Here is a 21,508-nt window from a genome sequence, read left to right on the forward strand (position 1 = left end):
AGCGAAACGGCCTGACCCGTGTATTCGCAGGTCAGGCCACCTCTGGGTAGGGGATCACACGTTGAAGCGGGATTCCACCACAAGGCTCTGACCTGCGGAAATACAGGCGCATCCCAGCACCATCCCAGCACGGGAGCCGCGACAAAGTACAAGAAGGTCCGGGGCGCCAAGCCTACGCATCAACGATGAGGCCGCACAGCACCTCAGCGCTGTAATAGTTCCTGTACTAGACTGGCTGCATGAAGTCACCCCGCCCCGGCGGCACGGAGAACATCTCCGTCTCGATGCCCTCGGAACTCCTCGGCGCTTTGCGCACGCGCACCGGCAAGCGCGGCGTGTCCGCCTACGTGACCGCGGCGGTCCGGCATCAGCTGGCGATGGACGGCCTCGCCGAGATCGTGGCGGCATACGAAGCCGAGCACGAGCCGCTGAGCGAGGCCGAGGTCCAGGCCGCGCAGCGCGAACTGTTCGGTGACGCACCGGCGCCGTACGCGTCCGGCGACAGCGCCGCATGAAGGCACCCGCGGCCAGGACCCTGATTCTGGACTCCCAGGCCCTCTCGCTGCTCCTGCGCAACGACCGCCAGATGATCACCCGGATCGAGGCCGCCCGACGCGTAGGCGTGCCCGTCCTGGTGTCGGCCCTGACGGTCGTGGAGGCCGTCTACGGGAAGACCGACGCCGCCCGGCTGCGCTGGGTGCTCTCCCGGCTTCAGGTCCAGGACGTCACCGAGGCGGACAGTCTCACCGCGGTGCAGCTGCTCAGCGACGCCGGCGGCCTGCACGGCCACAAGTACGCCATTGACGCCCTCGTCGCCGCGATGGCGCTCCGCTCTCCGGCGCCCGTGCTTGTCCTGACTTCGGACCGCGACGACTGGTCCAAACTGTGCGGCGATCGCGTACAGATCAAGGATGTCTGAGCTTGGGGTCTGGCCCTTTGACCGAATGGGTTCGGTGAGCGGTCGAGCCAGGTCACGGCTCTACCACGAGTGCGCGAGCGATGCCCGCTGCCCGCACCGCCCTCCTTGCCCCGCCTCCGGCGGCACCCGGGGAGGCGAGCGGGCCGCCGACACCCCGCTCTGGCCGGCGATGGCCGCCCCACTGCTGCCCGATGACGTAGACACCCGTGCGGGGCTGGCGCTGGGGTGGGTGGAGATCTTCGCGGTGCCTTCACCGGCGCCCAGGCGCCTCTGGCCTACGCAGACGACGCCGAACCAATCCGGCACGATCCACAGTGAGCACAGGGCCAAGTGCCGCAGACTGTGTCAGCCCGGCCCCGTGGTCGCTGGATCACCCCGCATCACCTACTCGACCGCCGCGCCCCTGATCAAGGCTGCGTGCGCGGCGGCAAGGATCTCCTCCGAGAGCGGGGAGCCCTTGGTGGCCCGGGACAGGACCAGCGCGCCGAACAGGGTGCAGAGGCGGGCGATGCCGTCCTGGTCGTCACCGCCGAGAAAGTCGGCGAAGTCGGCCACCCCCTCGGTGTAGACACGACGGGCCTCACGACCCCCGCCTTCGCGTGCGATGTCCGTGGCGAGCGCGGCGACCGGGCAGCCGTCCGCCGGGTCGTCGCGGTGTTCGACGGAGAGGTAGGCGTCGATCAGCGCCCGCTGGGCGGCGTCCCGCTGCCCTTCGTACCGCGCGAGCCCTGCGGTGTGACCCCGGGCGAGCTCGTCGAAGGCGTGGGCGGTGGCCTCGTCGACGAGCGCCTCCTTGGAGGCGAACTGCTTGTAGAAGGCACCGTGGGTCAGGCCGGCCGCCTTCATCAGGTCGGCGACGCTCACCTGCGTGCCCTGCTCCCGGAACAGCCGCGAGGCGGTGTCCACCACCCGCCTGCGGTTCTCCTCCGCCTGCGCCTGCGATACGCGGCCCATGATCACCCTCCCGTTTGGATGTCGACTGGCATCTATCGTAGACCCGTGTTTAGATTGGTTTCATAATCTAAATCGTCCGGGTGGCCCGACGGCACCCGCCGAAGACCAGGAGCAGGCATGGAACTGAAGAACGCGGTCGCGGTCGTCACCGGCGCCAACCGGGGCCTCGGACGGCACCTGGCCGCCCAGCTCGTGGAGCGCGGCGCGAAGGTGTACGCGGCGGCCCGCCGCCCCGAGACGGTCGACGTGCCGGACGTCATCCCGCTGCGCCTCGACGTGACGGACGAGGCATCGATACGGGAGGCCGCCCGCATCGCGTCGGATGCGACCCTGCTGATCAACAACGCGGGCATCTCCACCGGCGCGACGCTGATCGGAGGCGACACCGATGAGGTGCGCCGGGAGATGGAGACCAACTTCTACGGCCCGCTCGCCACGACCCGCGCCTTCGCCCCCGTCATCGAGGGCAACGGCGGCGGCGCCGTACTCAACGTCCTGTCCGTCCTGTCCTGGCTGCACCCGGCAGGACTCGGCTCCTACGCCGCGTCCAAGGCCGCCGCCTGGGCACTGACCGGTGCGACCCGCGACGAGCTGGCGCCTCGCGGCATCGCCGTCTCGGCGCTGCACGTCGGCTACATGGACACCGACATGGCCGCCGGCATCCCCGCCGACCAGAAGACCGCCGCCTCCGACGTCGCAGCCCAGGCCCTGTACGGCATCGAGACGGGCCTGCCCGAGATCGTCGCCGACGAGCTCACCCGTCAGGTCAAGCAGAGCCTGGCCGCCACGCCTCAGCCGAACGCGGCCTGAGTCTCCCGCCTCCGCGGCAGCACAGCTCCTTCCTGATCCCCTTACGTAAGGACCCCTGATGCGTTACACGACCTTCGGACACCGGACCGGACTGCGCGTGTCCGAGTACGCGCTCGGCACGGCGAACTTCGGCACCGGCTGGGGCGCCGGCGCCGAGCCGGACGAGGCACGCCGCATGTTCGACCGGTTCGCCGAGGCGGGCGGCACCTTCCTCGACAGCGCGGACGGTTACCAGTTCGGGGAGTCCGAGGAGCTGACCGGAAAGCTGATCTCCGCCGACCGCGATCACTTCGTCCTGGCCACCAAGTTCTCCCTCGGGGCCGCGCCGCAGCCGGACATCTCCAGGACGGGCAACAGCCGCAAGAACATGGTCGCCTCGGTGGAGGCCAGCCTGAAGCGCCTGGGCACCGACTACATCGACCTGCTGTGGGTGCACTTCCCCGACGAGCTCACTCCGATGGAGGAGCTCCTGCGTGGACTCGACGACCTGGTGAGCGCCGGCAAGATCCACCACGCCGCACTGTCCAACTTCCCCGCCTGGCGCGTCTCGCGCGCGGTGACCCTCGGGGACCTGAAGAACTGGGCCCCGATCGTGGGCATCCAGCACGAGTACAGCCTCGTCGAGCGCACCGCCGACCGCGAACTGCTGCCCATGGCCGAGAGCCTCGGGCTCGGCGCCGCCCTGTGGTCTCCGCTCGGCGGCGGACTGCTCACCGGCAAGTACCGCGGCTCCGCCGAGGGGCGCCTGACCGACCTGGGGGCGGTCATCCACACCGAGAGCACCGACCAGAAGACCGCCGTCGTCGACACCGTCCTGGCCATCGCCCAGGAGACCGGCGTGACGCCCGCCCAGGTGGCGGTCGCCTGGGTGCGCGAGCGCGCCTCCCGGTCCGTGGCGACGCTCGTCCCGATCATCGGCCCGCGCAACCTCGCCCAGCTCGACAGCTACCTCGGCGCCCTCGACGTCCGGCTGACCGACGAGCAGTACACCCGCCTGGCCGAGGTCAGCGCGGTGCCGCTCGGCGCGCCCCACGAGGGGATCGCCGCCACCTTGGACCGCCTCCAGGGAGGCGCCGCCGACCGCGTCGTCGGCCCGGTTGTGCCGGTGGCCTGAAGGGCCAACGCGGATGCGGGAGCGGCGCCCCGCGCCGCAGTCAAGAAGACGCCACAAACTGTCTCGTACTGGGAGAAGCCCGGGACGAACGAAGACCCCGTCCTCCCACGGACGGGCATCGGAACGGAGACGACGATGAAGGCTTTCCTGGTCGAGAAGTACGGCGGCCCGGCCGGGGTGCGCGCCGCCGAGGTACCCGACCCGCAGGTCGGCGCCGAGGACGTCCTGGTCGAGATCCGGGCGGCGAGCGTCAACCCGCTGGACATCAAGCTCCGCGACGGGGCCTTCAAGGCGTTCCTGCCCTACCGTCTCCCGCTCGTCCTGGGCAACGACCTCGCCGGGAAGGTCGTCCGGGTCGGCCCGTCCGTCACCCGCTTCGCGGTGGGCGACGAGGTCTACGCCCGGCCGGACAAGGACCGCATCGGCACCTTCGCCGAACGCCTCGCCGTCCACCAGGACGACCTGGCCCCGAAGCCGGACGGTCTCACGATGACCGAGGCCGCCTCCCTCCCCCTGGTCGCCCTCACCGCATGGCAGGCGCTGGTCGAACGGGCACGCGTACGGCCGGGCCAGAAGGTCCTCATCCACGCGGGCGCCGGCGGCCTCGGCTCCATCGCCGTCCAGCTGGCCAAGGCCCTGGGCGCGCACGTGGCCACCACCGCGAGCACCGCCAACGTCGATCTGGTCAGGGAACTCGGCGCGGACGTCGTCATCGACTACAGCACCCAGGACTTCGAGGAGATCCTCGACGGCTACGACGTCGTCCTGGACAGCCTCGGCGGCGACAATCTGGTCAGGTCTTTGCGTGTACTCAAGCCCGGCGGTCAGGCCGTCAGCGTCGCGGGCCCGCCCGACCCGGCCTTCGCCCGCGAACTCGGCGCGAACCCGGTCCTCCGCCTGGCCATGACCGCGCTCAGTTCCAAGACCCGGCGCCGGGCCAAGCGCCTCGGCGTGACGTACTCGTTCCTGTTCATGAAGGCGAGTGGCGACCAGCTGCGCGAACTCAACCCTCTCATCGACGCCGGGAAGATCCGCCCCGTCGTCGAGCGTGTCTTCCCGTTCGGCGAAACCCTTCAAGCCATGGAGTACGTCGAGAGGGGCCGGGCGAAGGCCGGCAAGGTCGTCGTCTCCATGACGTAGGGCGGGCGCGCCGGCATCGCCCGGCCCTCCGCCAGATCACCACCCGCGTCGGGCAAGGCGTGGTGCGCCCGGTCGCAGGCAAGGCGCCCGGCTTCGCCAGGGCCGCCGTCGTCATCAGCCCCAGCTGACCCTCCGCCACCCGCGGCAGGCGACCAGAAACACACCAGGAGAAACCATCATGAGCAGCACCGGCACCCCGAACGAACCCGTCATCACCTCGTACGCCCATGCCCCGGCCCGCACCGTCACTGCCGGCGGCGTAACCTACGCTTTTCGCGAGCTAGGGCCCAAGGGCGGCGTCCCCGTCGTGTTCTTCGTGCACCTCGCCGCGACCCTGGACAACTGGGACCCGCGCATCATCGACCCCATTGCGAAGGGCCGTCACGTCATCGCCTTCGATCAGCGCGGTGTCGGTGCCTCCACGGGCCAGGTGCCGGACAGCATCGAGGCGATGGCTGATGACGCCTACACCTTCATCACGGCGCTCGGCTTCGACAAGATCGATGTCTTCTCCTTCTCCCTCGGTGGCTTCATCGCCCAGGCCCTGGTGGTGAAGCACCCCGAGCTCGTCCGCAAACTCGTCCTCACCGGCACCGGGCCCAAGGGCGGCAAGGACATCGACAAGGTCGCCGGTATCACGTACTGGGACGTGCTGCGCGCCACCCTGACCCGGTCGGACCCCAAGGAGTTCCTGTTCTTCAACCGCAACGCCACCGGCAAGCCCGCCGCGCGCGCGTTCGTCAACCGGCTCAAGGAGCGCACCGCTGACCGCGATGCCAAAATCAAGGTCAAGGCATTCCAGATGCAGCTGAAGGCGATCAAGAAGTGGGGGCGCTCCACCCCCGACGACTTGTCGCAGCTCGCCCAGCCCACCCTGATCGCCAACGGCGACAACGACCGCATGGTGCCCTCGGTCCTCTCCGAGGACCTGCACCGACGCATCAAGGACAGCGAGCTGATCATCTACCCCGACTCCGGTCACGGCGGCATCTTCCAGTACCACCAGCAGTTCGCCCCCCTCACGGTCGAGTTCCTCGCCCGTTGACCACCGGCGAACATCGCAACTTACGTTCGGTGACCAGGAAGCTTCGGTGACCAGGAAGAGAAGAGCAGCACCATGAGCACCTCACCGTCCGCCGCTCGGCTGGGTGTGGAGAAGAAGCACCTCACTTCCTCGATCCTGCTGTGGGTGCGCACCGACCAGCCCCGCCAGACCGGCATGGACCACTGGAAGGGCCCGCACTCAGGGATCATTTCCGCCACCCCGGGCCTGGAGGAGTACCGGCAGATCCACCTCGCCGAGCACAACCCGGGCCGGTGGCCGGCGACCGACCGGGTGCAGACCTCGATCCCCGCGGACCGGAAGATCGACGGCGTCGCCGAAGTCACCTTCCAATCGGCGCTTGCGCCCCTGAAAGGGCGTAAGCAGACGAAGCTGGCCCACGCCGACGAGATCAACGTGTTCCGCCGCACCCTGCTCTACGCCGGCCCGCCGAACTCCTCCCGCTGGTATGACGTCGTCGGCCCCGGCGAGACGGTCGGTGCCCGCACCCTGATCTACCTGCGCCGCAGAGACGGGGTCGGCGCAGGCGAGTTCCGGAAGTTCGTCAACGAGCAGCTCGTTTTCGCACTCGCCGACACTGCAGCGTTGAAGGAACTGCGCACGCAGACGTTCCTGCCCTGGAGCGAAAAGCTCTGGGACACCCCGAACGTCGCCCACGACAACCCCCACGACCAGCGATTCCACGCCTCCCTCGTCCTTGGGTTCAGCGACAGCGCGGCACGGGACGCATTCTTCACCGGCAATGCGATCGAGGGCCTGACCAACCAGCTGGCACCGCTCGCCTCCGCGATCCATGCATACGACGTCGCCGCCGCCTTTACCTTCGTCAAGAACGGCGACATCCTCCCGCGTTACCAGGAGTGAACGGCCAGAGCGTGGAGCAGGTCCGGCGGACCTGCTGAGCAATCAAGCCAGCGCGGGCGCTTCATGCCGTCCCAGCACCATCCCAGCACGGTAAGGATGAGCAGGGGTGATGACAGGTGACGAGGGGTCAGCTATCCCAGCACCATCCCAGCACGGGACAAGACAAAGGGCCCGACTCCGAAGAGCCGGGCCCCACCTGACCTGCACGTTTGCCAGATCAGCGACGTGGTGGTATGTCAGCCGCTACACATTGAAGCGGAACTCCACCACGTCGCCGTCCTGCATCACGTACTCCTTGCCCTCCATGCGGGCCTTGCCGGCCGCGCGGGCTTCGGCTACCGAGCCCGTTTCGACGAGGTCGGCGAAGGAGATGACCTCGGCCTTGATGAAGCCCTTCTGGAAGTCCGTGTGGATCACGCCGGCCGCCTCCGGGGCCGTCGCGCCCTTCTTGATCGTCCAGGCGCGGGATTCCTTCGGGCCGGCCGTCAGGTAGGTCTGGAGGCCCAGGGTGTCGAAGCCGACGCGGGCCAGGATCGCGAGGCCCGGCTCCTCGGCGCCGACCGACTGGAGGAGCTCCATGGCGTCCTCCTCGTCCAGCTCCGCGAGGTCCTGCTCCAGCTTGGCGTTGAGGAAGATCGCCTCCGCCGGGGCCACCAGCGCGCGCTGCTCGTCCTTGAACGCGTCGTCCGTCAGCTCGTCCTCGTCCACGTTGAAGACGTAGAGGAACGGCTTCGTCGTCAGCAGGTGCAGGTCGTGGAGGAGCTCCGTCTTGTCCGTGCCCTGCACGATGCCCTGCGAGAACAGCGTGTCGCCGCGCTCCAGGATCTCCTTCGCCACCTCGACCGCCGCGACCTTCGGCGCCACGTCCTTCTTGATCCGCGCCTCCTTCGCAAGGCGCGGGAGGACCTTCTCGATCGTCTGGAGGTCCGCGAGGATCAGCTCGGTGTTGATCGTCTCGATGTCGTCCTTCGGCGAGACCTTGCCGTCCACGTGCACGACGTTCTCGTCCTTGAAGGCCCGGATGACCTGGCAGATCGCGTCCGACTCGCGGATGTTCGCCAGGAACTTGTTGCCCAGGCCCTCACCCTCGCTCGCGCCGCGCACGATGCCCGCGATGTCCACGAAGTCGACCGTCGCCGGGAGGATCCGCTGGGAGCCGAAGATCTCCGCCAGCTTCGTCAGGCGGGTGTCCGGAACGCCTACGACACCGACGTTCGGCTCGATCGTGGCGAACGGGTAGTTGGCCGCCAGGACGTCGTTCTTGGTCAGGGCGTTGAAGAGGGTCGACTTGCCGACATTCGGCAGACCGACGATTCCGATCGTGAGCGACACGGTGGCGACCTTCTGGAGCTGGAGTGCGGATGGGCGTACGGATACGGATACGGCTACGTATGGGGTGCGGCGGGTGGGGCGATCCCCCAGTTTACGGGGGGCTCGAACCGGCCTGTGACGCCGACCTTCGGCCGTTCTCGACGGCTACGTCACCCAAAGGGCGTGTCCTGGGCCGCTCCCCCACCCCCTCCCGACCTACGTTGGTGTAGTGGAGCAGCACAGGACAAGTCAGCCTCAAGGCCGCCGACGACCGCAAACGCCCCTCACGCCGCCCGGCGCGCTCGTGGAGGGTGCCGCCGTCTACCGGGTCGCCGCACGTCCGGGTAGCCCCGGCAGTGGCCGGGTCGAGCGGGCCGTGCCCGTGCGACGCCCCGTGCCGCCCGTCGTCGTCGCGCTGCGGCGGCTGCCGAACCCGAGGCTGACCGGCCTCGGCGCCGGGCTCTTCGCCGCCGCCACCATGCTCGTGCTCGGCCTCCTCGACCAGCTGCTCCTCGACGGCTCCCCGATCGCCTTCGGCCTGCTGTTCCTGCCGGTCAGCGCCCTGACCGCGCTCTGGGTCCGGACCGCCGACCTGGTCACCGCCCCGATCAGCGTGCCCATCGCCTTCGCCGTCGGCGTCGTGCCCATCGCGGGCGGTACGGGCGGCTTCGGCGGGCAGGCCATGGCCGTCGTCACCGCGCTCGCCGTCCACGCCGGGTGGCTGTACGGCGGCACCCTCGTCGCCGGGCTGATCACCAGCGTCCGGAAGGTACGCGACATGGGGCGCCGCCAGCGCCTCGCCGCCACCCCCCGCACCCCCCGCACCCCCCGCACCCCCCAGAAGCTCCAGAAGCTTGAAAAGCTCGAGCGCCCGGAGAGCCGGAAGGGCTCGCATAGTCCCCAAAGCCCCGAGAGAGTCCGGCGGCCCTGACGACTGCGGCCCCGCGCCCCGCGCCCCTAACGCCCCCGCCCGCCCCCCGCCGCCATCGCCGCGCCCACGATCCCCGCGTTGTTCTCCAGTTCCGCCGGCACGATCTCCGCGCTGATCCCCTCGATCAGCGGCAGGAACCTGTCCGCCTTCCGGCTCACTCCCCCGCCGATGATGAAGAGCTCCGGCGAGAACAGCATCTCCACGTGCGCCAGGTACTTCGTCACCCGCCGCGCCCAGTGCTCCCAGCTGAGGTCCTCGTCCTCCTTGGCCTTCGTCGACGCCCGCTTCTCCGCGTCGTGGCCCTTCAGCTCCAGGTGGCCCAGCTCGGTGTTCGGCACGAGCCGGCCGTCCACGAAGAGCGCCGAGCCGATGCCCGTACCGAGCGTCAGCAGGATCACCGTGCCCGTACGGCCCCGGCCCGCGCCGAAGGTGATCTCGGCGATCCCCGCCGCGTCCGCGTCGTTCAGGATCGTCACCGGGAGGCCGCCCAGCCGGTCGCTCAGCAGCTTGCCCGCGTCGACGCCGATCCAGCTCTTGTCGACGTTCGCGGCGGTACGGATCGTGGAGCCGGTGACCACGCCCGGGAAGGTCACCCCGATCGGGCCCGACCAGCCGAAGTTCTCCACGACCTCCACGACACAGCCCGCCACACCGTCGGGTGTGGCGGGCTGCGGGGTCAGTACCTTGTGGCGGGGCTCGGCGAGCTCACCGCGCTCCAGGTCCACGGGAGCGCCCTTGATGCCCGAACCGCCGATGTCCACTCCGAAGACGTTCATGGAACCCACGGTAGAGGCTCGGCCGCGGAGTGACTCCCCGGAGTACTACTCCTTGATCAAGCGAGTACTACTCCTTGATCAGCGAAGTACTACTCCTTGATCAGTTCGGCGGCCTCGGCCCGCAGATCCCTGTTCCGGAGCTCCTTCGGGAGCGAGAAGGTCAGCGACTCGTCGGCCGTCTTGACGATCTCCACGTCCGCGTAGCCCCGCTCGGAGAGCCACTCCAGGACCTCCTGCACCAGGACGTCCGGGACGGACGCGCCCGAGGACAGGCCGACCGAGGTGACGCCCTCCAGCCAGGCCTCGTCGATCTCGCTCGCGAAGTCGACCAGGTAGGCGGCCGGGACGCCCGCCTGCTTGGCGACCTCGACCATACGGATCGAGTTCGAGGAGTTCTTCGAACCGACGACGATCACCAGCTCGGCCTGGCCGGCGAGCTCCTTGATGGCCAGCTGCCGGTTCTGCGTGGCGTAGCAGATGTCGTCGGACGGCGGCGAGATCAGGTTCGGGAACTTCTCCTTCAGCGCGTCGACCGTCTCCATCGTCTCGTCCACCGAGAGCGTGGTCTGGGAGAGCCAGACGACCCGGGACGGGTCGCGGACCTCGACCTTGGCGACGTCCTCGGGGCCGTCGACCAGCTGGATGTGGTCGGGGGCCTCGCCGGAGGTGCCGATGACCTCCTCGTGGCCCTCGTGACCGATCAGGAGGATGTCGAAGTCCTCGTTGGCGAACCGGACCGCCTCCTTGTGCACCTTGGTGACCAGCGGGCAGGTCGCGTCGATGGTCTTGAGGCGGCCCTGCCGGGCCTCCTCGTGCACGGCCGGGGCGACGCCGTGCGCGGAGAACATCACGATGTTGCCCGCCGGCACCTCGGTCGCCTGGTCGACGAAGATGGCGCCCTTCCGCTCCAGGGTCTGGACGACGTACTTGTTGTGCACGATCTCGTGGCGTACGTAGATCGGCGCACCGTACTGCTCCAGGGCCTTCTCCACGGCGATCACGGCACGGTCCACGCCCGCGCAGTAGCCGCGGGGAGCGGCGAGGAGGACACGCTTCGGGCGGTTGGTCGCGGGCGTCGCAGTCATGCGTCCCATCGTAAGGCCGCGTGATACCCCGGTCGGCTACGGCCGGGTGCGGGGGGTGTCGGTACGTCGGGGTCCGTACCACCCCTCCCGCTTCGGCCGCGTCGGTACGGGCCGTGATCGACACCGTGGCCGAGACTGACCGCATGGCCGAGGAAGCACAGGTGGCATCGCACACCGGACTGCGGCGGACCCTCGGGTTCCGCGACCTTGTCGTCTACGGGCTGCTCTTCATCGCGCCCATGGCCCCCGTCGGCGTCTACGGCACGCTCGACGCGAAGTCGCACGGCGCGGTGGCACTGGTGTACGTGGTGGCCACCGTCGCGATGGCGTTCACGGCCTTCAGCTACGCGCAGATGGTGCGGGTCGCCCCGCTCGCCGGCTCCGTCTTCACGTACGCCCGCAAGGGCCTGGGCGAGGGGCCGGGGTTCGTCGCCGGGTGGATGGCGATGCTCGACTACCTCCTCATCCCGGCCGTGGCGTACCTCTTCGCCGGCATCGCCATGGAGGCGCTGGTCCCCGAGGTGGACCGGTGGGTGTGGACGATGATCGCGGTGGTCGTCACGACGCTGCTCAACCTGTGGGGCGTGCGGGCGGCGGCACGCGTCGGCTTCGCGGTGCTCGCGATGGAGATCGTGGTGCTGCTGATCTTCGTCGTGTCGGCGATCGTCGTCCTCGTCCGGGACGGGGCGCGGCGCGACTGGTGGTCGCCGCTGGCCGGGGACACGACGTTCTCGCTCGCGGCCGTGATCGGCGCGGTGTCGGTGGCCGTGCTCTCGTATCTCGGCTTCGACGCGATCGCCTCGTTCGCGGAGGAGGTCACCGGGGGCTCGGAGAAGGTGGCACGGGCGGTGCTGTTGTGCCTGGCGCTCGCCGGTGTGCTGTTCGTGGCCCAGACGTATCTGGTGGCGCTGCTCGAACCGCTGTCGTCGGCCGAGCTGGCGGCGGATCCGGGGAAGCAGGGGTCCGCGTTCTACGACGCGGTGGACGCGTCGGTGGGGACCTGGCTGCACGACCTGGTGGCGGTGTCGAAGGCGATCGGGGCGGCGTTCGCCGCGCTCGCGGGGCAGGCTGCGGCGAGCCGGCTGCTCTTCGCGATGGGCCGGGAACGGCGGCTGCCGCGGCCCCTCGCCCGTACGGACTCGGGGGTGCCGCGCGTGGCGCTGCTGCTCGCGGCGGCGGTGACGATGGTGGCGGCGGTCTGGGCGGCCCAGCGCGACGACGGCCTCGACCACCTGGTGTCGGTGGTCGACGTCGGGGCACTGACGGCGTTCACGCTGCTGCACGCGAGCGTGGTCGGCTGGTTCGCGGTACGCCGGATGGAAGGGCCGCCGCACTGGCTGAAGCACGTCGTGATGCCGGTGGTGGGCGCGGCCATCCTGATCGCGGTGATCGTGGAGGCGTCGGTGTCGGCGCAGGTGGTGGGCGTGATCTGGCTGGGCGTGGGCCTGGTGGTGCTCGCGCTGCAGGGAGCGGCGCGCTCGGAATGACCGCGGTGTCCGTGCCCGCCGCTACGCTCGCCGCATGGCTCTCACTACGTCCGCCGAAGCGCCGCTGCCCGTCGGGGAGGTCTCCCGGCTGATCGGGGGCTGGATCGACCGGCTCGGTGCCATCTGGGTCGAGGGGCAGATCACGCAGCTGTCGCGGCGGCCCGGCGCCGGGGTCGTGTTCCTGACGCTGCGCGATCCCTCGTACGACATCTCCATCGGCGTCACCTGCTACCGCCAGGTCTTCGACGCCGTCGCCGACATCGTCTCCGAGGGCGCCCGGGTCGTCGTGCACGCCAAGCCCGAGTGGTACGCGCCGCGCGGGCAGCTGTCGCTGCGGGCCGTCGAGATCAAGCCGGTCGGCATCGGGGAGCTGCTCGCCCGCCTGGAGCAGCTCAAGCGGAGCCTCGGCGCCGAGGGGCTCTTCGCGCTCGACCGCAAGAAGCCGCTGCCGTTCCTCCCCCAGCTCGTCGGCCTCGTCGTCGGCCGTGCCTCCGCCGCCGAGCGGGACGTCCTGGAGAACGCGCGGCGCCGCTGGCCCGCCGTCCGCTTCGAGGTGCGGAACGTGGCCGTGCAGGGCGTGAAGGCCGTGCCGCAGGTCGTCCAGGCCGTGAAGGAGCTGGACGCGCACGGCGACGTGGACGTGATCATCGTGGCCCGCGGCGGCGGCAGCGTCGAGGACCTGCTGCCGTTCTCGGACGAGCAGCTGATCCGGGCCGTCGCCGACTGCCGTACGCCGGTGGTCTCCGCGATCGGCCACGAACCGGACGCGCCGCTGCTCGACCTGGTCGCCGACCTGCGCGCCTCCACGCCGACCGACGCCGCGAAGAAGGTCGTACCGGACGTCGGCGAGGAGCTCGACCGGGTGCAGGCGCTGCGCGACCGGGCCCTGCGGACCGTACGGGGGCTGCTGGACCGCGAGGAGCGCGGGCTCGCGCACGCGCTCGCGCGGCCGGTCATGGAGCATCCGCAGCGGATGGTCGAGCAGCGTGAGGACGAGCTCGACGCGCTGCTCCACCGCAGCCGGCGGACCCTCGGGCATCTGCTCGACCGGGCCGACTCGGAGCTGTCGCACACCCGCGCCCGGGTCCGGGCGCTGTCGCCGGCCGCGACGATGGAGCGCGGTTACGCGGTGCTCCAGCGGGCGGACGGCGCGGTGGTCCGGGACCCGGCGGAGGTCGCGGTGGACGAGGAGCTGCGGGCGCGGGTCGCGGCGGGCGAGTTCACGGTGCGGCGCGTTGTCGGACCCGACGCATAGGGTGGTTCCCATGGCAGCCACCACGGAAGAGGCGCTCGGGTACGAGCAGGCACGCGACGAGCTGATCGAGGTCGTTCGCCGTCTTGAGACGGGCGGAACGACCCTGGAGGAGTCCCTCGCGCTCTGGGAGCGAGGCGAGGAATTGGCGAAGGTGTGCCGGCGTTGGCTGGAGGGCGCGCGGGCCCGTCTCGACGCCTCCCTCGCAACTCCGGAGGACGACGACCGGGCCGAGGCGGACGCCGAGTAGCGGGTCCCGTACCATCGAGATGTGAACCGGATCACTATCCGGTTCAGATTGTTGAAAGTTCACCAATCACCATCGTACGGTGAGGGCATCGCTTGAAACCCCTGCAGTCCGGAAGGTACGCAGCATGCCCCTCGCCCTTGACACCACCGCCCAGGACCTCCTCTTCCGCGAGGCCCGCACCGCCAACACGTTCACCGACGAGCCGGTGACCGACGAGCAGGTCCAGGCGATCTACGACCTCGTCAAGTACGGGCCGACCGCCTTCAACCAGACCCCGCTGCGCATCACCCTGGTCCGCTCCCCCGAGGCGCGTGAGCGCCTGGTGAAGCACATGGCCGAGGGCAACCAGCCGAAGACCGCCACCGCCCCGCTGGTCGCGATCCTCTCCGCGGACAACGAGTTCCACGAGGAGCTCCCGACCCTGCTGCCGCACTTCCCGCAGGCCAAGGACATGTTCTTCTCCGAGCGCCCGGCCCGCGAGAGCGCCGCACTCCTGAACGCCGCCCTCCAGGCCGCGTACTTCATCGTCGGCGTCCGCGCCGCCGGCCTGGCCGCCGGCCCGATGACCGGTCTGGACTTCGCCGGCCTCCAGAAGGAGTTCCTGGACGACGACCACACCCCGCTGATGGTCGTCAACATCGGCAAGCCGGGCGAGGACGCCTGGTTCCCGCGCTCCCCGCGTCTGTCCTACGACGAGGTCGTCACCACCATCTGATCCGCGTCGCACCACGCGAAAGCCCCCGGACTCCTGGAGTCCGGGGGCTTTCGCGTACGTACGGCTACGCCTTCTTCGACTGCAGCGCGCCCGCCATCTCCGCCAGCCGCTCGAAGGAGGCCGTCCCGGTCACGACCGTCGTGGCGCCGCCGTCCGTGCGCACCAGGGCGTCGTACTTCGGCCCCTCCCAGCGCTGCCAGACCTGGCCGGCCACCTTCTGGGTCTTCCCGGAGTCCTTGGCCTGCTGCGTGACCTTGGGGACGAACGTCTCCGGCTCCGCCGTCGACTGGTGGATCGCCACGTACTGGGTGTCGGGGTCGAGGAAGCCCAGCTGCCAGGCGTCGTTCTGTTCCCGCTTGTACGAGACGACCGTCGCCTTCCAGCCCTCCCCGAGCCCCTCGGGGGCCAGCACCGGATACGGCGCCGCCCGCTGGGCCGTCACCAGCTCGACCCGGTAGTCCTTCGCCTTGACCGGATCGGCGTTCTCGTCGTGCGGGATGAAGAGATACATCACACCCGCGGCGACCAAGATCACCGCAAGCGACTGAAACATCCCGCGTACCGTCTGCCTGCCTCGCATACCTGCCACGCCCCCATCGTCGCATCATGGTGTTGTGCTCATACGTGGGCCCCTCTGCTCAATTTGTCGACGTACCGATAGAGTCGCAGCACCCTCTTTATTCCGGCCGTCGCCGTACAGAAAGGTGCGCTCCGATGACCGAGCATTCCCTGCCGTCCGAGCTCGAGGTCTCTCCCGAGGCCCCCGACCGCAACCTCGCCCTGGAGCTGGTCCGGGTGACCGAGGCCGCCGCCATGGCCGCCGGCCGCTGGGTCGGGCGCGGCGACAAGATCGGCGCGGACGGCGCCGCGGTCAACGCGATGCGGACTCTCATCTCGACCGTCTCGATGAACGGCGTCGTCGTCATCGGCGAGGGCGAGAAGGACGAAGCGCCCATGCTGTTCAACGGCGAGCGGGTCGGTGACGGGACCGGCGCCGAGGTCGACATCGCCGTCGACCCGATCGACGGCACCACGCTCAACGCCAAGGGCATGCCCAACGCGATCGCCGTCCTGGCCGCCGCCGACCGCGGCACCATGTTCGACCCGTCCGCGGTCTTCTACATGGACAAGCTGGTCACCGGCCCCGAGGCCGCCGACTTCGTCGACATCAACGCCCCCGTCTCGGTCAACATCCGCCGGGTCGCCAAGGCCAAGAACATGGCCGCCGAGGACGTCACCGTCATCATCCTGGACCGCCCCCGCCACGAGGGCATCGTCAAGGAGATCCGCGAGACCGGCGCCCGGATCAAGTTCATCTCGGACGGCGACGTCGCGGGCTCGGTCATGGCGGTGCGCGAGGGCACCGGCGTGGACCTGCTCCTCGGCATCGGCGGCACGCCCGAGGGCATCATCTCGGCCTGCGCCATCAAGTGCCTCGGCGGTGTGATCCAGGGCAAGCTGTGGCCGAAGGACGCCGCCGAGCGCCAGAAGGCGATCGACGCGGGCCACGACCTGGACCGGGTGCTCTCCACGAACGACCTGGTCAGCGGCGAGAACGTGTTCTTCGTCGCCACCGGCATCACGGACGGCGAGCTGCTGCGCGGCGTCCGCTACCGCTCGGAGACCGCCACCACCTCGTCGCTGGTGATGCGCTCGAAGTCCGGCACGATCCGGCAGATCGACTCCGAGCACCGGCTGTCGAAGCTGCGCGCGTACAGCAAGATCGACTTCGACCGGGCGAAGTAACGTCACAGCCGTTGTACGGGAAGGGGCGCCCCCCATGTGCGGTGGGGGCGCCCCTTTCCCGTGCCGTACGGCCGACGTGGCGAGCCTCTCCCCCGGTCAGCCCGCCGCGGCGATCCGGTCCGCCGCGGCGGCCTTCTGGAGCTCCACCTCGCGCCGCCGGCGCCGGGCGAGCACGACACGGCGCTCGGCGGCGGTGAGCCCGCCCCACACGCCGTACGGCTCGGGCTGGAGCAGCGCGTGCTCCCGGCACTCGACCATCACGGGGCAGCGGGCGCAGACCCGCTTGGCGGCCTCCTCGCGGGAGAGCCGCGAGGCGGTCGGCTCCTTGGAGGGGGCGAAGAACAGTCCGGCTTCGTCCCGACGGCACACCGCCTCCGTGTGCCAGGGACCGGCCTCGTCCTCGCGCGCGGGGGCGCGCTGGGGCGGCACGGCGGCGACCTGGAGGGGCTGATGCGGCAGTTGCAGCACGGTCTACTCCTGACGACGGCTTCGCGAGCGAGAGACGATGCAGCAGCCCTACCCGCTGTGCGCGCGCCTATGCACTGCGTGCCGTCGAGTTCCGGAGTGCGGAACCCGAGGGGCGGAATCCGGTCACTCCATCACCCCAGGTCGGAGCGGGTGAACCGGTTCAGCGACTCAGTGGCCGAGATGCTTGCGCAGCTTGTCCTGGACCTGGTTGTGCAGGTCGGTGATCCACTTTCCGCGCTTGGGCCTGGCCTCGACGTTGCCGAAGACCGAGTAGCCGTTGATCACGACCACCGGGGCCTGCGGGTCGGCGGCCTCCAGCGTGACGACCTCGAAGTTGCCGAAGATGCCGGTGCCGTTGCCGCGCAGGCTGATGTTCTCCGGGACGCGGACCTCCACGTTGCCGAAGATCGACGTGGCGTTGATGGTGGTCAGCCGCTGGGCGAAGAGCGCCTCGGTCAGGTCGATCTCGATGTTGCCGAAGAGCGCGAAGGCGTTGGTCCTGCGGCCCACCCGCCAGCGGCCCTTACGGGTGGTGCTGGAGAAGACGGCGACCATGTTCTCGGCGGGGCCGGAGGCGTCGTCGGGGCCGTACGCGTACGCCGGCTCGGCCGCGGTCCGGGGGTGGTTCCCGGCGGGCAGGTCGCGGACGATCGGCTCCAGCTCACCCACCGTCTTGGCGCGGTACACCGCGTCGATCCGCTCGGAGTGCTCCTCGGCGTCGATCCGCCCCTCGGCCATCGCGTCCCTGAGGATGTCCGCGATCCGGTCCCGGTCGGCGTCCGAGGCGCGCAGGGAGTCCCCCGGGGCGGCGGGAGCCGCCGGAGCCGGGGCGGGAGCGGCCGGCGCCGGGGCGGGCTCGGCGGGGGCGACCGGCTTCTGAGGCTGCTTTTCGAGGTCCACGACGCCAGCGTAGCGAAACGCGATAGATCGCGACTAGGGGGCACGACCGAGACGAGCCAACCCCAGAAGCTCCTGGACACCTGTCCATGTACTCTGGACAGGTGTCCACTACTCTTGCGAACGTCGCCGTCGGCCTTGTCGCCGCCCTGCACGTCTACATCCTGGTCCTGGAGATGTTCCTCTGGGAGCGCCGCCCCGGGCGCGAACTCTCCGGTTTCGACGCCGACATGGCGCGCGCGACCGCCCCGCTCGCCGCCAACCAGGGGCTGTACAACGGCTTCCTGGCCGCCGGTCTGGTCTGGGGCCTGATCGCCGCCGACCCCACCGGGTACCGGGTCCAGGTCTTCTTCCTCTCCTGCGTGGTGATCGCCGGGGTGTACGGCGGACTCACCGCGAACCGCCGGATCCTGCTCGCCCAGGCCCTTCCCGGGGCCCTCGCCCTGGCCGCCGTACTGTGGGCGGGGTGACCAGCACGACCCCGGACCCACGCACCCCGGACCCGCGCACCCCGGACCCACGCACCCCGGACCCACGCACCACCGACCCCCGCGCCGCCCGCACCCGCGCCAAGCTGCGCGCCGCGCTCCTGGAGGAGTGCACCGAGCGCCCCCTCGACGAGGTCGGCGTCGCCGCGCTCGTCCGCCGGGCCGGGGTCGGCCGGGCCACCTTCTACCTGCACTACGCCGACCTCCAGGCCCTCGCCGTGGACGCCTGTGCCGATGTCGTACGGGACGCGGTCGAGGCCCTGCACGCCTGGCGCGGCACACCCGACCCGGCCACCCCGCCGCCCGCCCTGCCCGCCTTCTTCGCCGAGGTCGCCCCGCACGCGCCGCTCTACCGGAGCCTGCTGCGCCCCGGCGGCGGCGGGCCGCTCGGCGAGCTGCTGAACCGGGAGCTGCGCGCGTACAGCGCGCGCGAGCGCGAGCTGGCCGGGGCGCCCGAGCCCGCCCTCGTGGCCTCGGCGGTGGCGGCGGCCTTCGCGGGGCTGCTCGCGGACTGGCTGCACGGCCTGATCGAGGCCACCCCCGAACAGATCGCGGGCCGTACCTGGCGACTCCTGATCGCCCTCCACCGCGCCCCGCTGGCCTGACCACACTCCACTTCGGCGGGGTCCCGGCCCCGAGTGAGCCTTACCTCACAGGATCGGGGCCGCGGCCGCGCTCTACGCTGGAGGAGGCGCCGCCAATGGAGGTGGCGCCGCCGTCTGCCGAGTGAGGAATGGCTGCCGTCATGCCAGAGTTTTCGTACTCCGATCTGCTCCCCCTGGGAGAGGACACCACGCCCTACCGCCTGGTGACCGCCGAAGGTGTCTCCACCTTCGAGGCCGACGGCCGTACGTTCCTCAAGGTCGAGCCGGAGGCGCTGCGCACCCTCGCCGCCGAGGCGATCAAGGACATCCAGCACTACCTGCGCCCGGCCCACCTGGCCCAGCTGCGCCGGATCATCGACGACCCGGAGGCGTCGGGCAACGACAAGTTCGTCGCGCTCGACCTCCTCAAGAACGCGAACATCGCCGCCGCCGGTGTCCTGCCCATGTGCCAGGACACCGGCACCGCGATCGTCATGGGCAAGCGCGGCCAGAACGTGCTGACGCCCGGCCGCGACGAGGAGGCCCTGTCCAAGGGCATCTACGACGCGTACACCAAGCTCAACCTGCGGTACTCGCAGATGGCCCCGGTCACCATGTGGGAGGAGAAGAACACCGGCTCGAACCTGCCCGCGCAGATCGAGCTGTACGCGACGGACGGCGGCGCGTACAAGTTCCTCTTCATGGCAAAGGGTGGCGGCTCCGCCAACAAGTCCTTCCTCTACCAGGAGACGAAGGCCGTGCTCAACGAGGCGAGCATGATGAAGTTCCTGGAGGAGAAGATCCGTTCGCTCGGCACGGCCGCCTGCCCGCCGTACCACCTGGCGATCGTCGTCGGCGGCACGTCCGCCGAGTTCGCGCTGAAGACCGCGAAGTACGCCTCCGCGCACTACCTGGACGAGCTGCCCACCGAGGGCTCGGCCGAGACCGGCCACGGCTTCCGCGACACGGAGCTGGAGGAGAAGGTCTTCGAGCTGACGCAGAAGATCGGCATCGGCGCGCAGTTCGGCGGCAAGTACTTCTGCCACGACGTCCGCGTCGTCCGACTGCCCCGCCACGGCGCCTCGCTGCCCGTCGCGATCGCCGTCTCCTGCTCGGCCGACCGGCAGGCCGTCGCGAAGATCACCGCCGAGGGCGTCTTCCTGGAGCAGCTGGAGACCGACCCGGCGCGCTTCCTGCCGGAGACGACGGACGAGCACCTCTCCGCCGAGAGTGACGTCGTGAAGATCGACCTCAACCAGCCGATGGACGAGATCCTCGCCGAGCTGACCAAGTACCCGGTCAAGACCCGGCTCTCGCTGACCGGCCCGCTGGTCGTGGCGCGCGACATCGCGCACGCCAAGATCAAGGAGCGGCTCGACGCGGGCGAGGAGATGCCGCAGTACCTGAAGGACCACCCGGTCTATTACGCGGGCCCGGCGAAGACCCCCGAGGGGTACGCCTCCGGTTCCTTCGGCCCGACGACGGCCGGCCGGATGGACTCGTACGTCGAGCAGTTCCAGGCCGCGGGCGGCTCCAAGGTCATGCTGGCCAAGGGCAACCGCTCGCAGCAGGTGACGAACGCGTGCGGCAGCCACGGCGGCTTCTACCTCGGCTCGATCGGCGGCCCGGCGGCGCGCCTCGCGCAGGACTGCATCAAGAAGGTCGAGGTCGTCGAGTACGAGGAGCTCGGCATGGAGGCCGTCTGGAAGATCGAGGTCGAGGACTTCCCGGCGTTCATCGTCGTGGACGACAAGGGCAACGACTTCTTCACTTCGCAGGAACCCGCTCAGCCGACCTTCACCACCATCCCGGTGCGGGGCCCCGGCCTCGGCTGACCGGCCCGTACCCGAACTCCCCGACGCCTCTCGGTCCTTCAGGACCGGGGGGTGTTGTCGATCTCCGCTCGATTTCTCGCTACCAACCAGTAGCTTTCCCGTCGCCTACCCGTCAGTATCGGCCGCGAGCATGTCAACCACTGAGCCGGTCGACCACTCGGGAGCCCCCCATGCCCTCCGCACCTCTCCTCAGGCGCGCCGCCGCCGGAACCACGGCCACCTTCGCCCTGACCACCCTGCTCGTCGTCGTGCCCGCGCCCGCCGCCTCCGCGGCCGACCCGGACACCCACTCGACGTCGGCCGCCGCCTTCGACGACGTCGACTACACGACCTGGCGGCGTGACGTGGCGGCCGTCGTCGCCGAGGCCCGCCCGTACATCGAGAAGCGCTCGAAGGACGCCGGCCGCGAGAAGCAGGCGATCGTCCTCGACATCGACAACTCCTCCCTGGAGACGGACTTCCACCCGTTCTGGGAGCAGCCGACCCCGGCCATCGCCGACGTCCGCGACCTGGTCGACGAAGCACACGACAACGGTGTTGCCGTCTTCTTCGTCACCGCGCGGCCCGGCATCATCTACTCGCTCACGCACTGGAACCTGAGGCAGGCCGGCTACCCGGTCGACGGTCTCTACGTGCGCTCTCTGCCCGACCTGTTCGCGGAGGTCAGCGCGTACAAGACGGAGAAGCGCGCGGAGATCGAGGCCAAGGGCTACACGATCATCGCCAACATCGGCAACAACACCACCGACATCGTCGGCGGCCACGCCGAGCGCGCCTTCAAGCTGCCGGACTACGGCGGCAAGCTCTCCTGACCAGCGG

At 70.0% G+C, this 21,508-nt stretch carries 24 protein-coding genes; 17 read left to right on the plus strand and 7 right to left on the minus strand.

All coding sequences use genetic code 11. The features are described from left to right. The first annotated feature begins 239 nt into the window (after nt 1-239). Entirely contained in the window at nt 240-515 is a 276-nt protein-coding gene (locus Q5762_RS08655) for a hypothetical protein (RefSeq protein WP_093723595.1), read from the plus strand. After that, entirely contained in the window at nt 512-919 is a 408-nt protein-coding gene (locus Q5762_RS08660; protein WP_315891404.1) for a PIN domain-containing protein, read from the plus strand. Before Q5762_RS08655 ends, Q5762_RS08660 begins: the two co-directional genes overlap by 4 nt. Nucleotides 920-1,303: 384 nt before the next feature. Here Q5762_RS08660 and Q5762_RS08665 read toward each other — a convergent pair whose 3' ends face one another. Continuing rightward, a complete protein-coding gene (locus tag Q5762_RS08665) occupies nt 1,304-1,873 on the minus strand; it encodes a TetR family transcriptional regulator (RefSeq protein ID WP_315891405.1) in 570 nt (189 codons plus the stop codon). 117 nt (nt 1,874-1,990) lie between these two features. Between Q5762_RS08665 and Q5762_RS08670 the strand changes: the two genes are divergently transcribed. From Q5762_RS08670 to Q5762_RS08690, 5 genes are all read left to right on the plus strand, one after another. Next, entirely contained in the window at nt 1,991-2,683 is a 693-nt protein-coding gene (locus tag Q5762_RS08670) for an SDR family oxidoreductase (protein ID WP_315891406.1), read from the plus strand. Nucleotides 2,684-2,741: 58 nt separating this feature from the next. Then, entirely contained in the window at nt 2,742-3,797 is a 1,056-nt protein-coding gene (locus tag Q5762_RS08675; protein ID WP_315891407.1) for an aldo/keto reductase, read from the plus strand. A gap of 135 nt (nt 3,798-3,932) precedes the next feature. Beyond that, complete coding sequence (locus Q5762_RS08680) at nt 3,933-4,937, plus strand: NADP-dependent oxidoreductase (RefSeq protein WP_315891408.1); 1,005 nt, start codon at nt 3,933-3,935, stop codon at nt 4,935-4,937. A 178-nt stretch (nt 4,938-5,115) separates the two neighbouring features. Further along, the gene (locus Q5762_RS08685; protein WP_315891409.1) at nt 5,116-5,982 is read left to right on the plus strand and encodes an alpha/beta hydrolase; all 867 of its coding nucleotides are present in this window, start codon (nt 5,116-5,118) and stop codon (nt 5,980-5,982) included. Between the two features lie 72 nt (nt 5,983-6,054). After that, the gene (locus tag Q5762_RS08690; RefSeq protein WP_315891410.1) at nt 6,055-6,864 is read left to right on the plus strand and encodes a strictosidine synthase; all 810 of its coding nucleotides are present in this window, start codon (nt 6,055-6,057) and stop codon (nt 6,862-6,864) included. Nucleotides 6,865-7,107: 243 nt separating this feature from the next. Here the strand turns inward: Q5762_RS08690 and ychF are convergent, their stop codons facing one another. Then, nucleotides 7,108-8,196, minus strand: a complete 1,089-nt coding sequence (gene ychF, locus Q5762_RS08695; protein ID WP_315891411.1) for a redox-regulated ATPase YchF — start codon at nt 8,194-8,196, stop codon at nt 7,108-7,110. 208 nt (nt 8,197-8,404) lie between these two features. Between ychF and Q5762_RS08700 the strand changes: the two genes are divergently transcribed. Next, entirely contained in the window at nt 8,405-9,106 is a 702-nt protein-coding gene (locus tag Q5762_RS08700) for a DUF6542 domain-containing protein (protein ID WP_399494718.1), read from the plus strand. Between the two features lie 26 nt (nt 9,107-9,132). Here the strand turns inward: Q5762_RS08700 and ppgK are convergent, their stop codons facing one another. Beyond that, on the minus strand, nt 9,133-9,882 hold the full coding sequence (gene ppgK, locus Q5762_RS08705; protein WP_315891412.1) for a polyphosphate--glucose phosphotransferase: 750 nt from the start codon (nt 9,880-9,882) through the stop codon (nt 9,133-9,135). 89 nt (nt 9,883-9,971) lie between these two features. Then, nucleotides 9,972-10,976, minus strand: coding sequence for a 4-hydroxy-3-methylbut-2-enyl diphosphate reductase (locus tag Q5762_RS08710; protein ID WP_315891413.1), 1,005 nt, complete (start codon nt 10,974-10,976; stop codon nt 9,972-9,974). A 134-nt stretch (nt 10,977-11,110) separates the two neighbouring features. Here Q5762_RS08710 and Q5762_RS08715 point away from each other — a divergent pair, with 134 nt between their 5' ends. The 4 genes from Q5762_RS08715 to Q5762_RS08730 all read left to right on the plus strand — a co-directional run bounded on the left by Q5762_RS08715 (nt 11,111) and on the right by Q5762_RS08730 (nt 14,671). Then, the gene (locus Q5762_RS08715) at nt 11,111-12,454 is read left to right on the plus strand and encodes an APC family permease (RefSeq protein ID WP_315891414.1); all 1,344 of its coding nucleotides are present in this window, start codon (nt 11,111-11,113) and stop codon (nt 12,452-12,454) included. A 34-nt stretch (nt 12,455-12,488) separates the two neighbouring features. Next, complete coding sequence (xseA, locus tag Q5762_RS08720; RefSeq protein ID WP_315891415.1) at nt 12,489-13,709, plus strand: exodeoxyribonuclease VII large subunit; 1,221 nt, start codon at nt 12,489-12,491, stop codon at nt 13,707-13,709. Between the two features lie 10 nt (nt 13,710-13,719). Beyond that, entirely contained in the window at nt 13,720-13,956 is a 237-nt protein-coding gene (locus Q5762_RS08725; protein WP_315891416.1) for an exodeoxyribonuclease VII small subunit, read from the plus strand. Between the two features lie 124 nt (nt 13,957-14,080). Further along, nucleotides 14,081-14,671 (plus strand): malonic semialdehyde reductase, encoded by a 591-nt coding sequence (locus Q5762_RS08730; RefSeq protein ID WP_315891417.1) that lies wholly within the window; start codon nt 14,081-14,083, stop codon nt 14,669-14,671. A 64-nt stretch (nt 14,672-14,735) separates the two neighbouring features. On the opposite strand, the gene Q5762_RS08735 is transcribed toward Q5762_RS08730, so the two are convergent. Beyond that, entirely contained in the window at nt 14,736-15,251 is a 516-nt protein-coding gene (locus Q5762_RS08735; RefSeq protein WP_315891516.1) for a DUF4245 domain-containing protein, read from the minus strand. Nucleotides 15,252-15,385: 134 nt separating this feature from the next. Here Q5762_RS08735 and glpX point away from each other — a divergent pair, with 134 nt between their 5' ends. After that, nucleotides 15,386-16,417, plus strand: a complete 1,032-nt coding sequence (glpX, locus tag Q5762_RS08740; protein ID WP_315891418.1) for a class II fructose-bisphosphatase — start codon at nt 15,386-15,388, stop codon at nt 16,415-16,417. Between the two features lie 96 nt (nt 16,418-16,513). Here glpX and Q5762_RS08745 read toward each other — a convergent pair whose 3' ends face one another. Continuing rightward, nucleotides 16,514-16,885: a WhiB family transcriptional regulator gene (locus Q5762_RS08745; protein ID WP_315891419.1), complete on the minus strand. Its 372-nt coding sequence runs from the start codon at nt 16,883-16,885 to the stop codon at nt 16,514-16,516. Nucleotides 16,886-17,053: 168 nt separating this feature from the next. After that, complete coding sequence (locus Q5762_RS08750; protein WP_315891420.1) at nt 17,054-17,785, minus strand: DUF1707 domain-containing protein; 732 nt, start codon at nt 17,783-17,785, stop codon at nt 17,054-17,056. A gap of 101 nt (nt 17,786-17,886) precedes the next feature. Here Q5762_RS08750 and Q5762_RS08755 point away from each other — a divergent pair, with 101 nt between their 5' ends. The 4 genes from Q5762_RS08755 (at nt 17,887) to Q5762_RS08770 (ending at nt 21,501) form a co-directional block, all read left to right on the plus strand. Continuing rightward, nucleotides 17,887-18,252 (plus strand): DUF1304 domain-containing protein, encoded by a 366-nt coding sequence (locus tag Q5762_RS08755; protein WP_315891421.1) that lies wholly within the window; start codon nt 17,887-17,889, stop codon nt 18,250-18,252. 104 nt (nt 18,253-18,356) lie between these two features. Then, a complete protein-coding gene (locus Q5762_RS08760; RefSeq protein WP_315891517.1) occupies nt 18,357-18,875 on the plus strand; it encodes a TetR family transcriptional regulator in 519 nt (172 codons plus the stop codon). A gap of 140 nt (nt 18,876-19,015) precedes the next feature. Further along, nucleotides 19,016-20,689, plus strand: a complete 1,674-nt coding sequence (locus Q5762_RS08765; protein ID WP_315891422.1) for a fumarate hydratase — start codon at nt 19,016-19,018, stop codon at nt 20,687-20,689. A 170-nt stretch (nt 20,690-20,859) separates the two neighbouring features. Then, a complete protein-coding gene (locus tag Q5762_RS08770) occupies nt 20,860-21,501 on the plus strand; it encodes an HAD family acid phosphatase (protein WP_315891423.1) in 642 nt (213 codons plus the stop codon). The last annotated feature ends 7 nt before the right edge of the window (nt 21,502-21,508 follow it).

The organism is Streptomyces sp. P9(2023), assembly GCF_032436795.1.
Taxonomy (GTDB): Bacteria; Actinomycetota; Actinomycetes; order Streptomycetales; family Streptomycetaceae; genus Streptomyces.

What these genes read in the sequence shown, in the direction of transcription:
- Q5762_RS08655 (WP_093723595.1), top strand. Translation starts at nt 240, where the DNA reads ATGAAGTCACCCCGCCCCGGCGGCACGGAGAACATCTCCGTCTCGATG.
- Q5762_RS08660 (WP_315891404.1), top strand. Translation starts at nt 512, where the DNA reads ATGAAGGCACCCGCGGCCAGGACCCTGATTCTGGACTCCCAGGCCCTC.
- Q5762_RS08665 (WP_315891405.1), bottom strand. Translation starts at nt 1,873, where the DNA reads ATGGGCCGCGTATCGCAGGCGCAGGCGGAGGAGAACCGCAGGCGGGTG.
- Q5762_RS08670 (WP_315891406.1), top strand. Translation starts at nt 1,991, where the DNA reads ATGGAACTGAAGAACGCGGTCGCGGTCGTCACCGGCGCCAACCGGGGC.
- Q5762_RS08675 (WP_315891407.1), top strand. Translation starts at nt 2,742, where the DNA reads ATGCGTTACACGACCTTCGGACACCGGACCGGACTGCGCGTGTCCGAG.
- Q5762_RS08680 (WP_315891408.1), top strand. Translation starts at nt 3,933, where the DNA reads ATGAAGGCTTTCCTGGTCGAGAAGTACGGCGGCCCGGCCGGGGTGCGC.
- Q5762_RS08685 (WP_315891409.1), top strand. Translation starts at nt 5,116, where the DNA reads ATGAGCAGCACCGGCACCCCGAACGAACCCGTCATCACCTCGTACGCC.
- Q5762_RS08690 (WP_315891410.1), top strand. Translation starts at nt 6,055, where the DNA reads ATGAGCACCTCACCGTCCGCCGCTCGGCTGGGTGTGGAGAAGAAGCAC.
- ppgK (WP_315891412.1), bottom strand. Translation starts at nt 9,882, where the DNA reads ATGAACGTCTTCGGAGTGGACATCGGCGGTTCGGGCATCAAGGGCGCT.
- Q5762_RS08710 (WP_315891413.1), bottom strand. Translation starts at nt 10,976, where the DNA reads ATGGGACGCATGACTGCGACGCCCGCGACCAACCGCCCGAAGCGTGTC.
- Q5762_RS08715 (WP_315891414.1), top strand. Translation starts at nt 11,111, where the DNA reads ATGGCCGAGGAAGCACAGGTGGCATCGCACACCGGACTGCGGCGGACC.
- xseA (WP_315891415.1), top strand. Translation starts at nt 12,489, where the DNA reads ATGGCTCTCACTACGTCCGCCGAAGCGCCGCTGCCCGTCGGGGAGGTC.
- Q5762_RS08725 (WP_315891416.1), top strand. Translation starts at nt 13,720, where the DNA reads ATGGCAGCCACCACGGAAGAGGCGCTCGGGTACGAGCAGGCACGCGAC.
- Q5762_RS08730 (WP_315891417.1), top strand. Translation starts at nt 14,081, where the DNA reads ATGCCCCTCGCCCTTGACACCACCGCCCAGGACCTCCTCTTCCGCGAG.
- Q5762_RS08735 (WP_315891516.1), bottom strand. Translation starts at nt 15,251, where the DNA reads ATGCGAGGCAGGCAGACGGTACGCGGGATGTTTCAGTCGCTTGCGGTG.
- glpX (WP_315891418.1), top strand. Translation starts at nt 15,386, where the DNA reads ATGACCGAGCATTCCCTGCCGTCCGAGCTCGAGGTCTCTCCCGAGGCC.
- Q5762_RS08765 (WP_315891422.1), top strand. Translation starts at nt 19,016, where the DNA reads ATGCCAGAGTTTTCGTACTCCGATCTGCTCCCCCTGGGAGAGGACACC.
- Q5762_RS08770 (WP_315891423.1), top strand. Translation starts at nt 20,860, where the DNA reads ATGCCCTCCGCACCTCTCCTCAGGCGCGCCGCCGCCGGAACCACGGCC.